At 71.8% G+C, this 11,938-nt stretch carries 10 protein-coding genes; 7 read left to right on the forward strand and 3 right to left on the reverse strand.

Annotated features, from left to right (window positions below; all coding sequences use genetic code 11):
- Window positions 1-14: 14 nt before the first annotated feature.
- From rimO to C4V41_RS01365, 4 genes are all read left to right on the forward strand, one after another.
- A complete protein-coding gene (rimO, locus tag C4V41_RS01350; protein ID WP_103954677.1) occupies window positions 15-1,424 on the forward strand; it encodes a 30S ribosomal protein S12 methylthiotransferase RimO in 1,410 nt (469 codons plus the stop codon).
- The gene (gene pgsA / locus C4V41_RS01355) at window positions 1,421-1,993 is read left to right on the forward strand and encodes a CDP-diacylglycerol--glycerol-3-phosphate 3-phosphatidyltransferase (RefSeq protein WP_103953858.1); all 573 of its coding nucleotides are present in this window, start codon (window positions 1,421-1,423) and stop codon (window positions 1,991-1,993) included. Before rimO ends, pgsA begins: the two co-directional genes overlap by 4 nt.
- A 3-nt stretch (window positions 1,994-1,996) precedes the next feature.
- Window positions 1,997-2,488 (forward strand): CinA family protein, encoded by a 492-nt coding sequence (locus C4V41_RS01360; RefSeq protein ID WP_103953859.1) that lies wholly within the window; start codon window positions 1,997-1,999, stop codon window positions 2,486-2,488.
- Between the two features lie 286 nt (window positions 2,489-2,774).
- Window positions 2,775-3,131: a helix-turn-helix domain-containing protein gene (locus tag C4V41_RS01365; protein ID WP_103954678.1), complete on the forward strand. Its 357-nt coding sequence runs from the start codon at window positions 2,775-2,777 to the stop codon at window positions 3,129-3,131.
- On the opposite strand, the gene C4V41_RS01370 is transcribed toward C4V41_RS01365, so the two are convergent.
- Window positions 3,128-3,907, reverse strand: a complete 780-nt coding sequence (locus C4V41_RS01370) for a DNA-formamidopyrimidine glycosylase family protein (protein WP_103953860.1) — start codon at window positions 3,905-3,907, stop codon at window positions 3,128-3,130. The two genes, C4V41_RS01365 and C4V41_RS01370, sit on opposite strands and share 4 nt — an antisense overlap.
- Before the next feature lie 202 nt (window positions 3,908-4,109).
- Here C4V41_RS01370 and C4V41_RS01375 point away from each other — a divergent pair, with 202 nt between their 5' ends.
- Together C4V41_RS01375 and C4V41_RS01380 are read left to right on the forward strand one after the other, a co-directional pair.
- Window positions 4,110-6,026, forward strand: a complete 1,917-nt coding sequence (locus C4V41_RS01375; protein WP_103953861.1) for a serine/threonine-protein kinase — start codon at window positions 4,110-4,112, stop codon at window positions 6,024-6,026.
- On the forward strand, window positions 6,023-7,939 hold the full coding sequence (locus tag C4V41_RS01380) for a serine/threonine protein kinase (protein ID WP_103953862.1): 1,917 nt from the start codon (window positions 6,023-6,025) through the stop codon (window positions 7,937-7,939). Before C4V41_RS01375 ends, C4V41_RS01380 begins: the two co-directional genes overlap by 4 nt.
- Window positions 7,940-7,946: 7 nt before the next feature.
- On the opposite strand, the gene C4V41_RS01385 is transcribed toward C4V41_RS01380, so the two are convergent.
- Entirely contained in the window at window positions 7,947-9,017 is a 1,071-nt protein-coding gene (locus tag C4V41_RS01385) for a PP2C family protein-serine/threonine phosphatase (protein WP_200823678.1), read from the reverse strand.
- A gap of 129 nt (window positions 9,018-9,146) precedes the next feature.
- Between C4V41_RS01385 and C4V41_RS01390 the strand changes: the two genes are divergently transcribed.
- Complete coding sequence (locus tag C4V41_RS01390; RefSeq protein WP_146103488.1) at window positions 9,147-11,306, forward strand: ATP-binding protein; 2,160 nt, start codon at window positions 9,147-9,149, stop codon at window positions 11,304-11,306.
- 26 nt (window positions 11,307-11,332) lie between these two features.
- On the opposite strand, the gene C4V41_RS01395 is transcribed toward C4V41_RS01390, so the two are convergent.
- A complete protein-coding gene (locus C4V41_RS01395; RefSeq protein ID WP_103953864.1) occupies window positions 11,333-11,782 on the reverse strand; it encodes an RrF2 family transcriptional regulator in 450 nt (149 codons plus the stop codon).
- Window positions 11,783-11,938: the final 156 nt, after the last annotated feature.

The following is an 11,938-nucleotide window of genomic DNA, read 5'->3' on the forward strand; positions in this document are numbered from 1 at the left end:
CCGTAGTGTTCACCATGTCATCCCGCCGAACCGCATCGCTGATCACCCTGGGCTGCGCGCGCAACGAGGTCGACTCCGAGGAGCTCGCCGCGCGACTTGAGGCTGCCGGCTGGCAGCTGGGCGACGACGACCCCGATGTCGTCGTCGTCAACACGTGTGGCTTCATTGACTCGGCCAAGAAAGACTCCATCGACACGCTGCTCGCCGCCGCCGACTCCGGCGCCAAGGTGGTGGCCGCGGGCTGCATGGCCGAGCGCTACGGCAACGAGCTGGCCGAGGCCCTGCCGGAGGCCAGCGCGGTCATCTCCTTCGACGACTACAGCGAGATCGGCGGGCGCCTCGACGACGTGCTCGCCGGCAAGTCGCTCAAGCCGCACACGCCGCGCGACCGCCGCCTCCTGCTGCCCATCTCGCCGGTCGACCGGGCCGCGGCCCCCAAGGCCGGCATCCCGGGCCACGGCGACCTGCCGGCGGGCGTCGCGCCCGCCAGCGGCCCGCGCGTGCTGCGCAAACGGCTCGACGAGAGCCCGGTGGCCTCGCTCAAGCTGGCCTCCGGCTGCGACAGGCGGTGCACGTTCTGCGCCATCCCGGCCTTCCGCGGCTCCTACGTCTCGCGCAAGCCCGACGAGCTGCTGGCGGAGGCCGACTGGCTGGCCCACAGGGGCGTGCGCGAGCTCGTCCTGGTCAGCGAAAACTCCACCTCCTACGGCAAGGACCTGGGCGACCTGAGGGCGCTGGAGAAGCTGCTGCCGCAGCTCGCGGCCCTGGAGGGCGTCGAGCGGGTGCGGGCCAGCTACCTGCAGCCGGCCGAGCTGCGGCCGGGCCTGATCGACGTGCTCACCGGCACCGAGGGCGTCGCCGCCTACTTCGACCTGTCCTTCCAGCACGCCAGCGGCTCGGTCCTGCGCAGGATGCGCCGCTTCGGCGACCCCGAGCGCTTCCTGGGGCTGCTGGAGACCATTCGCGAGCGCGCCCCCGAGGCGGGTGTGCGCTCCAACTTCATCGTGGGCTTCCCCGGCGAGACCGAGGAGGAGTTCGGCGAGCTGGTCGGCTTCCTGGAGGAGGCCAGGCTCGACGTGATCGGCGTGTTCGGCTATTCCGACGAGGACGGCACCGAGGCGGCCGACCTGCCGGGCAAGCTGGCGCAGGAGGTCATCGACGAACGGGTGCGCATGCTGACCGAGCTGGCCGAGGAGCTGACCGCCCAGCGCGCGGAGGAGCGCATCGGCACGGAGGTCGATGTGCTGATCGACGACGACCTGGGCGACGGCGGCTACGAGGGCCGGGCGGCGCACCAGGGGCCCGAGGTCGACGGCTCGGTCACGGTGCAGGGCATCGGCCTGGTCCGGGGCCAGATCGTACGCGCGGTCGTGGTCGACGCCGAGGGGGTTGACCTGATCGCGCGTATCAAGGCCGGTCCATGAAACGGGACGAGCGCCGCGTCGTAAGCCCGTGGAACATCGCCAACGTCCTCACGGTCCTCCGGTTGGTGCTCGTCCCTTTCTTCGTCGTCTGTCTCTTCCTGCCCGGCACGGGATGGCGGGTGGGCGCGCTGGCGCTGTTCGCGGTGGCCTCCATCACCGACCACCTCGACGGAGAGCTGGCCAGGCGCTACGGCCTCATCACCGATTTCGGCAAGATCGCCGACCCGATCGCCGACAAGGCGCTGACGGGCGCCGCGCTCGTGAGCCTGTCGATCCTCGGCGAGCTGCCGTGGTGGGTCACGCTCGTGATCATCGGCAGGGAGCTGGGCATCACGGCCCTGCGGTTCGTGTTACTGCGGCACGCGGTCATCCCGGCCAGCTACGGCGGCAAGGTCAAGACCGTCCTGCAGATCACCGCGATCGTGCTCTACCTCCTGCCCTTCATCCCGGGGCCGGTCCGGTGGGTGGTGATGGGCGCAGCGGTCGTCGTCACCGTGGGCACGGGCGTCGACTACATCGTCCGGGCCGTCAAACTGCGTAAAGTCGCCAAGCAGGCGCGCGGGGAGTGATCGATGGCGGACGTGGCCGGGGTGCTGACGATGCTGGTGCGCCAGGGCGCCACGGTCGCCGTGGCCGAGTCGCTGACCGGCGGGCTCATCGGGGCCGCGATCACGTCGGTCTCGGGCTCCTCCAGGGCGTTCAGGGGCGGCGTGATCTCCTACGCGACCGACCTCAAGCACGAGTTGCTGGGCGTGCCGGCGGAGTTGCTGGCGCGCGAGGGGGCCGTGCATCCGGAGGTGGCCGCGGCCATGGCGGCGGGGGTGGCGCGGCTGTGCGGAGCGACGTACGGGCTGGCCGTGACGGGGGTGGCGGGCCCGGAGCCGCAGGACGGCAGGGGCGTGGGCACCGTGCACGTGGCCGTCTGCGGACCGGGCGGACAGATTTCCGCCCGCGAATTGAGTCTCAAAGGGTCACGCGAACGTATCAGGGTAGAGACGGTGGACGAGGCAGTCGATCTCCTGGCAGGTGTGCTGAAGGCGAACAAAGGGGAACATTCCGGGTGATTACCGTGTTACGTCCCGAGCGAACAAGCGATGCGCGGTCTGACGCGGTGTCGGTGGATACGGGTACGGTGGAGCTGTGAGTGAGGTCCGTGAGCCAACTGCAAGCACCGAGCGCCCGGCAGGCGGGCCTGATAAGTCGCGCAACGAGGCACGAGCGGCGGTCCAGGGGCGGCGACGTCCAGTGATGACGGCGAGGAGTATGTACGAAGCGAAGAAGACCAATGTGCGGCACGATCCGATCGCGCGGGGCGTGGTGAAGACATCCGCGCCGGGGAGGGAGCGACAGATGATTCTGCTGCGTCAGCTGCTCGGCGACGTGCTGAGGCGGTTGCGGGTGCGGCAGGGACGCACGCTACGCGAGGTGTCCACTCTTGCACGTGTCTCACTCGGATACCTGTCCGAGGTGGAGCGTGGCCAGAAGGAGGCCTCGTCCGAGTTGCTCGCGTCGATCTGCGGCGCGCTGGGAGTGCCGCTTTCGCAGGTGTTGCGTGAGGTTTCCGACCAGTTCGCGCTGGCGGAGCTCCAGGCTGCCCCGGTGATGGCAGATGTTCCCGAGCACGAGCGCCTGTCCCTTTCCGAGACGGTTCCCGGGTCGATCGGCGACTCCGTGTTCCCCGAAGTCAAGGACATGGTGGCTGCCTAACGCGGCTGGCAGCCGGCACACCACAGGATCAGCCGTTCCTGTGGACGCGCCCCCATCTCCCCGCGGCTGATGCGCGTGCCGCATCGGCGACAGGGCCTCCCCGCCCTGCCATAGACCCACGTCTGGTTCGCCGGGCGGCGATCACCTGTGGTCACCGTGCCCGCATGCCCCTTGTTGGCGTTCAGCAGCCGCTGGGCCAATGAGACGAGCCCGAAAAGATCCTCGATCTCTCCGACCTGCCGCCATGGCCAGACCCCGCGCAGGAACAGGGTCTCGGCGCGATAGATCGTGCCGATCCCCGCGAGGTTGCGCTGATCGAGCAGCGCCTCCCCGATCGTCCTGTCGGGCGCCCCTCGCAGCCTCCGCACGGCCTCGTCCGGGTCCCAATCGGGCCCCAGCAGGTCGGGCCCCAGGTGGCCGACCAGTCGCGCCTCGTCGCCGGTGCCGACGAGATCCACCATCCCGAGCTTGACCCCCACCGCCTGCCACTGCTCGTTGGCCAGGATCAGCCGCACCTGGTCGCCGCCGGGGGCGCGCCGGCCGGTGGGTGAGACCTGCCAGCTTCCCTCCATGCGCAGGTGGGTGTGGACGGTCAGGTCGCCTTCGACGCGGGTGAGCAGGTGCTTGCCGCGGGAGACGGTGGTGAGGACCGCGCGGCCGGTCAGGTCGGTGGTGGCGTAGCGGGGGACACGGAAGTCCGACCGCGTGAGAGTGCGGCCGTCGAGCGCGCCTCTGAGGCGCGCCGCCGCCCGGTAAACAGCATCGCCCTCTGGCATGTAGGCAGTTTATGAATTTACGCGGTGCCGAGCGGGCCGCCACCCGCCGTACCGGGCGGGTGGCCTCCAGGAATACGCCCTCTGACCGCCACGGGGCGCTCGCCGTCACGCGCGTCAGGTGGGCCCGCCGCGTGGTCGTGCGGACCTGGCGGGGCCATAATGACGATCACAAAGTCGGCCGGGTGGAAGGCTTGAACGCGGTATGTCGGAGATTACGGATTTACGGGCAGAGGATCCCGCCGAAGTCGCGGGATACCGGCTGACCGGACGGCTGGGGCGCGACGTCTTCGCCGGCACGTCCTCCGTCGAAGAAGCCGTGGTCGTGCGGCTGCTGCCGGAGGAACTGCGGGTCGAGGTCTTCCTGCGGGCCATGGAGCCGCTGCGGGAGGCGTCCGCGGTCGGCACCGCGCAGATCCTCGACATGGGGCGGCAGGACGGCCGGGCCTACCTCGTCACGGAGTTCGTCGAGGGGGGCACGCTCGAAGCCGCCGGCGGCTCGCTCGACGGCGTGGGGCTCTACCGGCTGGCCGCCGGGACGATCACCGCGCTGGTCGCGCTGCACCAGGCCGGGCTGGTGCACGGCGACATCCGGCCGGGGACCATCCTGCTCGGCCCCGACGGGCCGCGGGTGGTCGACGCGGGGCTGGCCAAGGCGCTGGCGGAGGCGGCCATCGCCACCAGGAAGGTGGAGGTGCCCGCCTACACCGCGCCCGAACGGTTACGCGGGGCGGACGCCGAGTCCGCCGCCGACGTGTTCTCGTGGGCGGCGACCATGGTGTTCGCCGTCAGCGGGTCGTCGCCCTTCGAGGGCGGCTCGATGGCCGCGACCGTCGATCGCATCACCGGCGGTGAGCCTGATCTGCCCGATCTGGGCGAGTTGCACGGCCTGATCGCCGCCTGCCTGGCCAAGGACCCGGCCGCGCGGCCCGCCGCCAGCGAGGTGTTGTTACGCCTGGTCGGGCAGACGTCGTTCCTGACAGGACGGGTGGAAGGCCCCGCGCCGCCGGTCCAGCAGACCCGGCCGCCGGCCCGGTGGCGCGAGGGAGTGCCGGCGTTGATCGCCGCGTTCGCCGCGGGGGCGCTCGTGTCGGGCGTGAGCGTGTACGCCCTGGCCGGTGATCGCCCGCCACCCACCAATGCAGCCGCGACGAAGCCGCCCACCGCCGCCGCGGCCACGCCCACGATCACCTCGTCGGCGACGGAGGCACCGCTGGAGGACGCGGAGAAGAAGGCGGCCACCGACACGAAGCTGCCGACGACCGGCGTCACTCTGCACGAACACCCCAAAGACCCCGTGCGCCTGGTGGCCTACCTGGAGCCCAGCGACAAGTTCACGGCCTACGCCAGGGACAGGTCAGGTGGGTTCAAGGCCATGGGGGCGACCGAGCAGCCCATGGTCGCGCCGAACGGCGACTGGGTGGCGCTCAACCCCATGATCAAATTTCAGAGCTCCGAGCTGGACCAGGTCAAGTTCTCCAGGTTCTCCACCGGCGAGTCCTTCGTGGTGAACACGGTCAAGAAACCCCTGCAGACCATGAGCCCCGTCTGGTCGAGGGACGGTACCAAGATGCTGTTGTCCGTCCACGACCCGGAATCCGAGCCACGGCGGATTGTCGGCTTCGTGGTCGTCGACGTGACCGCCAGGACGTCCGTGCACGTCGAGACCGAGTACACCGACAACCCCTCCTTGCCCTACACCTTCACCCCCGACGGCTCGATCGTCCGGGGTTACTGGGACGGCAAGCGCGGCGGCGTCGCGTATTACGACATGTCGGGCGAGGTCACCAAGACGCTGCACTGGGTCGGCCTGCCGCGCGGCGTCAACTGGTTCTCTCCCTCCGGCAAGAGGCTGGCCACCGTCTGCCCGGCCGGCAAGGCGTACTGCGTCTGGGACGCCAAGACCGGCGCCCGGCTGGCGACGGTGCCCTACACCGACGACGAGGGCAGCTTCCTCGGCTGGTTCAACGACAAGCATCTGCTCACGGAGGAGCCCGGCAAGAAGAAGGGCACTCAGGTCGTCAAGATCGTCGATTTCCTCGGCGGCACCCGACGCGTGCTGGCCGACATCGCGAACGACAAGCCCTTCCTCTTCCAGTACGCCCCCGTGCCCCGCTCATGAACCCGCCGACCGCGAAAGACCCGGCCCAGATCGACGGCCACCGCGTTCTGGGGCGGCTCGGGGAGGGTGGCCAGGGCGTCGTCTACCTGGGTGAGGCGGCCGACGGGAGACGGGTCGCCATCAAGATGCTCGGGGCCGGGCTCGACGACCCCGAGGCGCGGGCGCGCTTCCGGCAGGAGATCGGGTACGCGCGGCGGGTCAAGGCGTTCTGCACGGCGCAGGTGCTGGCCAGCGGCGAGCTGGGCGGCACGCCGTACGTGGTGAGCGAGTACGTGGACGGGCCTTCGCTGGCCGAGGTGATCCGCGATCGCGGCGCCCTGCGCGGGGCGGAGCTGCGGCGGCTGGCGATCGGGACGCTGACCGCGCTGGCCGCGATCCACCAGGCGGGCGTCGTGCACCGGGACTTCAAGCCCGGCAACGTGCTGCTCAGCAGGGACGGGCCGCGCGTGATCGACTTCGGCATCTCCAGGGCGCTGGAGGAGGCGGAGTTCGACGCGGAGCACCTCGTGGGCACGCCGCCGTACATGGCGCCTGAGCAGTTCGCCGGTCACCTGGCCGGGCCTGCGGCGGACCTGTTCGCGTGGGCCTCCACGATGGTGGCCGCCGCGACCGGGAAGCCGCCGTTCGGCGTGGGCGACGTGCCCGCGCTGATCCATCGCATCATGCACGCCGAGCCGGAGTTCGGCGACCTCGACGGCGAGGTGCGGGAGCTGGCCGCGCGCTGCCTGGCCAAGGACCCCCGCGCCCGCCCCACGGCGACGCGGGCGCTGCTCACGCTGCTCGGGGACCGGGTGCCGGAGCAGGTGCTGCGGGACACCGGTGAGCAGCGGCTGCTGGCCGAGGGGCAGCAGTCCGCCGCGCCTCCCGCACGCGTGCCCGGCAGACGGTGGTGGGTGGGTGCCGCCGCGGTGGTCACGGCGGTGGCGGTCGCGGGCGCCGTCCTGTACTTCAGACCCGCCCCGGCGCCGCCGGCCGCTCCCACGCCGAAGCCGGTGGCCGTGCCGGTGCCGCGGCAAGGCCTGCTGGCGCCGGCCTCCGTTTCCGAGCTGAAGATCCCCGAGACGGGCGTCACGCTGCACGAGAACCCCGCCGATCCGGCCTGGGTCTCGTCCTACGTCGACCACCGCCCCGGACGCAACGATCCTTCGTACGTACGGGATCCCAGCGGTAAGTCCTTCGCCTACTTCGGCAGCTTCGCCGAGCCGATCGTCTCGCCCGGAGGCGGCTACGTGGCGTCCCTGTCGGTCACGAGGGTCAATCGGACCGACTACGAGACCATTCTCCTGCGCGATCGCGCCACCGGACGGGATCGGGACATTCGCACGGTCGACAAGCCCGACACGGTGTACGGCACGGCGTGGTCGGCGGACGGGCGACGGCTGCTCGCCACGGTGTTGGACGATCGGCGCAAGCCGCGCGTGCCCGTCGGTTTTCTGGTCATCGACCCGGTCGGCGGGTCCGTCACCAGGACCGAGACGGAGGACGGCGGCACCGGCACGTACGCGTGGGGCGCCGACACCGACACCGTGCTGCACGAGGCACGGGGTGGCGTGATCCGGGTGCTGAAAGTGGACGGCACGTTGCTGCGCTCTTTCCCCGGCAAGGGCACCCTGCTGCCGGGAGGCGCGGATCGCACCCCGTTCGGGACGGTCTTCACGACCACATGTCCCAAAAAATCGTCGTACATCTGCTTCTGGGACCTACAGACCGGCGCCGCGAAGGGCGACACGCGCCTGCCCAAGGGCGGCGCCTTCCACGGGTGGCTGGACGAGCGGCACTTCATGGTGACCAAGCCCGCCGGCAAGAACGCCGAGGTGGCCATGATGGACACCAAAGGCCGGGTCGTCCGCGTGCTCGTCGACGGACCCGCCGAAGAGATGAAGTCGGTGGTGGTCTGGTTCACCCGGAAGTGACCCCGCGTCAGCTCGGGCGCCGGCGCTGGTCGTCGGCGACCGGCGCGGCCTCGGGGATGACGGGTAACGGGGCCGGCTGGGCGAGGATCAGGGTCAGGTCGTCGGTGGCCTCCGAGCCGTCGGTGTGCTCGCGCAGCAGGCCGAGCACCTCGCGCAGCGACTCCTCCAGCGTGGCCTGGGTCAGGGCGGCGTGCAGGCGCTCGTCGAGGGGCAACTCGGCGCCCGCGCGGTCGCGGGCCTCGGTCAGGCCGTCGGTGAACAGCAGCAGGCGGTCGGAGGGCAGCAGCCGGACGCGCCACACGTAGGGGTCGGGCGACAGGCCGAGGGGACGGCACGGGCGCGGCGGGTGCAGGGCCCGCAGACGGCTGTCGACGCGGATCGGGGCCGGGTGGCCGCAGTTGACCAGCAGGACCCCGCCGGGCACGAACTCGGCCAGCAGCACCGTCACGAAGTCCTCAGGCCCGAGGCCGGGCGCGAGGTGCGCGTCGAGGTCGCGGGCCAGGGCGGCCAGGTCGGGCGCCGTGGCCGCGGTGCGGCGGAACGCGCCCAGCAGGCTCGCACTGAGATGGGCGGCGTCCAGGCCGTGCCCTTTGACGTCACCGATGATCAGGCGCGGGCCGGTGGGCGTGGCCACGGCGTCGTGCAGGTCACCGCCGATGCGGGCGGTGGCGGCGGCCGAGCGCGTGAACGCGGCCAGCCCGACCCCGGCCAGCTCGGCCGGGAGCGCGGGGATGATCGCCGACTCGGCTATGCGGGTCATGCGCGCCAGATCGCCGCGGTTACGGGCGTGGGCGCGGGCGGTCACGACGGCCCACAGCCCGCCGGTGGCCACGATCAGGGCGCGTACGAGGTGGTGCGGAAGGTCGGTCTCCTCCACCGCGGGCAGCAGCAGCGCCAGGGCGAGCGCGGAGGCGGCGGCGAAGGTGGTGCGGCCGGGGGTCAGGTAGTGGGCGGCGGCCAGCGGCCCGACCAGCAGCAGCCCGGACAGGGAGAGCGTGGCGTAGGCGGCGTCCGCGAGCGCCACCACCACCTCGGCCAGCAGCAGCGCCAGCAGGAGCCGGCGCTGGCGACTGGTCACGGATCGGCGCGGGATGGGAACTCCTTGGGCCGTTCTGGGTGATGAGTAGCCACCTTCTCACTTTTAGTAACGGTGCGGGGGTGATTCCGGCAAACTAGGGGTCAGGCCGAGTCATGTGAGGTGACGATCGTGCAAGCAAGCCCGTGGCAGGGAAATCTGCCCAGCGAGACCACGACACTGATCGGGCGCCGTGAGGAGGTGTCGGGGCTGCGGGCCCTGTTCGGCGGGTCGCGGCTGGTGACCGTCACCGGGGTCGCGGGGGTCGGGAAGACCAGGATCGCGCTGCGCACCGCCGCCGAGATGCAGGGCGATTTCGCCGACGGGGCCTGGCTGGTGTCGCTGTCGCCGCTGGCGGAGGGCAGCGCGCTGCCGTACGCGATCGCGGAGTCGCTGCCGATGACCGACCAGAGCTCCCGCCCGGTGACCGACGTGCTGGCCGACTACCTGGCCGAGCGCGAGCTGCTGCTGGTCCTCGACACCTGCGAGCACCTGGCCGAGGCGTGCGCGACGGTGGTCGAGACGCTGCTGGCCGCCGCGCCCCGGCTGCGCGTGCTGGCCACAAGCCGCCGGCCGCTGGGCTGCCGGGACGAGCAGGTCTTCCCGGTGGAGCCGCTGCCGGTGCCCACCGGCGCCGGCCGGGCGGGCCGCGACCCGGACCGCGACCTGGACCGCGACCTGGACCGCGGCGCGGACGGCGACCCGGATGGCGACCCGGATGGCGACGCGGTGGCGCTGCTGGCCGACCGGGCCGCGGCGGCGGTCCCGGGCTTCGAGGTCACCGAGGAGAACCGGGACGCCGTGATGCGCGTGTGCCGGCGGCTGGAGGGGCTGCCGCTGGCCATCGAGCTGGCCGCCGCCCGGCTGCGCGAGCTGCCCATCGAGCGGCTGGCCGAGCGCCTGGAAGACCGGTTCGACGTGCTCGGCACCACCGACCACAAGGTCTACGACGCCGACCCGCCCTGGCACCAGGCGCTGCGCACCGCGATCGGCTGGAGCCACCAGCTCTGCACCCCCGCCGAGCGGCTGCTGTGGGCGCGGGCCTCGGTGTTCGCCGGCGGCATCGACCCGGCGGCGGTGAAGGAGGTCTGCGCCGACGACCGGCTGCCGACCTGGCAGATCCCGCAGCTCCTGGAGTCGCTGGCGGACAAGTCGATCCTGGTCTGGGAGCCGACCGGCGGCGGCGACCGCTACCGGATGCTCGACACCATCCGCGAGTTCGGCGCGATCTGGCTGCGAGACCTGGGCCAGGACGAGCGCCTGCGGCGCCGGCACCGCGACCACTATCTGGCGCTGGCCCGCGAGGGTGACGCCCGCTGGATCGGGCCCGACCAATACTCCTGGTACGACAGGATGACGGCCGAGCACGACAACCTGCGGGCGGCGCTGCAGTTCAGCCTGGCCCGGCCGGAGGGGCACGCCGCGATCGAGCTGGCCGGGGCGCTGTGGTTCTTCTGGTATCCCTGCGGGTTCCCCAAGGAGGGGCAGCACTACCTCGAACGGGCCCTCGCCCAGGACCGCGAGCCCGGGCCGGCCCGCAACAAGGCGCTGTGGGCCTGCGGCTTCGCCATGATGTGCCAGGGCGAGGAGGTCCTGTCGGAGAAGCTGGCCGTCGAGTGCGCGGCCGAGGCCGAGCGGCTGGGCGACGTGGAGGCGGCGGTGGCGGCCAAGGGCACCCTCATGTGCGCCAGGCTGCTCGCGGGGGACCATCCGCGGGCGGGTGAGCTAGCCAGGGAGCTGATCGACGAGGCCGATCCGGCGGTGCTCGCGTTCACCACGCTCATCGCGCTCAACGCCTACGGTCTCATCCAGACGGTCACCGGCCGGTCCGAGGAGGCCATCGCCACGCTGGAGCGGCTGCGGGTGCTGTGCGACCGGCATGGGGAGCGCTGGCAGCGCGCGTACGGTGACGTGCTGCGGGCCCAGGCCGAGATGGCGGCGGGGCGGGCCGCGAAGGCGCAGGCGTACGCGCGGGAGGGCCTTGAGGTGAAGTGGCGGCTGCACGACAGCGTGGGGATGGCGATGGCGATCGACGTGCTGGCGCCGGCCGCGTTGGCGGCCGGGCAGGGCGAGCGGGCGGCCCGGATGCTCGGGCTGGCCGAGCAGATCTGGGGCACGCTGGGCAAGCAGCAGGTCGGCCTGCCGGAGCTGGTCGCCGCCCGCCGGGCCTGTGAGAACCAGGTTCGCGGCGTGCTGGGCGATCCCGCCTACGACAGCGCGTTCCAGGCTGGCCGCGATGCCGACCTGGACGCGGGCGTCGCGTACGCGCTGGGCGGACCCGCGCCGCGTTGATCAGAGCAGGGGTTGGTTCCGGGCGGTCAGTCCCAGGCGGCGGGGTCGGCGGCGAGCTGGCGGATGCGGTCGGGCAGGGCGCCGGTCGCGACCTGGTCGAGCGTGACCTCCTCCAGGATCGAGCGCTCGGTGGCCCGCAAGGCGATCCACACCTGCTGCAGCGACTCGGCGGGCCCTCGGTAGCCCACGTGCTCGGGCCGCTCGCCCCGGACGTTGGCCAGCGGCCCGTCCACGGCCCTGATCACGTCGGCGAGCGAGATGTCGGCGGCGGGCCTGGCCAGCACGTAACCGCCCTCCGGCCCCCGCTGCCCGCGCACGAGCCCGGCGCGGCGCATCTGCAGCAGGATGTTCTCCAGATATTTGGGCGGCATGTCCTGCTCCTTGGCGAGCTCGCCCACGGTGGTCGGGCCCGCACCGGCCGCGGCTAGTTCGGCGGCGGCACGCAGGGCGTAGTCGACTCGAGCGGAAAGGCGCATGTTCTCGATTATCCCTCCTGGTCAACACTGGTTAGGCGCAAGGTCGTCAGAACGGGCAGGTGATCCGAATACGGAACGTATGAAACGGCCGCTGATCGGGCGGGGATACACGCAGGACGTCGAACAGGAGTACGATGCCGAGCGCGAGCATGACCC

The organism is Nonomuraea solani (assembly GCF_900108335.1).
GTDB lineage: Bacteria > Actinomycetota > Actinomycetes > Streptosporangiales > Streptosporangiaceae > Nonomuraea > Nonomuraea solani.

Bases quoted from the DNA above. Each gene is read 5' to 3' on its own strand.
- C4V41_RS01365 (WP_103954678.1), top strand. From the start codon at position 2,775: ATGATTCTGCTGCGTCAGCTGCTCGGCGACGTGCTGAGGCGGTTGCGG.
- C4V41_RS01375 (WP_103953861.1), top strand. From the start codon at position 4,110: ATGTCGGAGATTACGGATTTACGGGCAGAGGATCCCGCCGAAGTCGCG.
- C4V41_RS01380 (WP_103953862.1), top strand. From the start codon at position 6,023: ATGAACCCGCCGACCGCGAAAGACCCGGCCCAGATCGACGGCCACCGC.
- C4V41_RS01395 (WP_103953864.1), bottom strand. From the start codon at position 11,782: ATGCGCCTTTCCGCTCGAGTCGACTACGCCCTGCGTGCCGCCGCCGAA.
- pgsA (WP_103953858.1), top strand. From the start codon at position 1,421: ATGAAACGGGACGAGCGCCGCGTCGTAAGCCCGTGGAACATCGCCAAC.
- C4V41_RS01370 (WP_103953860.1), bottom strand. From the start codon at position 3,907: ATGCCAGAGGGCGATGCTGTTTACCGGGCGGCGGCGCGCCTCAGAGGC.
- C4V41_RS01360 (WP_103953859.1), top strand. From the start codon at position 1,997: ATGGCGGACGTGGCCGGGGTGCTGACGATGCTGGTGCGCCAGGGCGCC.
- rimO (WP_103954677.1), top strand. From the start codon at position 15: ATGTCATCCCGCCGAACCGCATCGCTGATCACCCTGGGCTGCGCGCGC.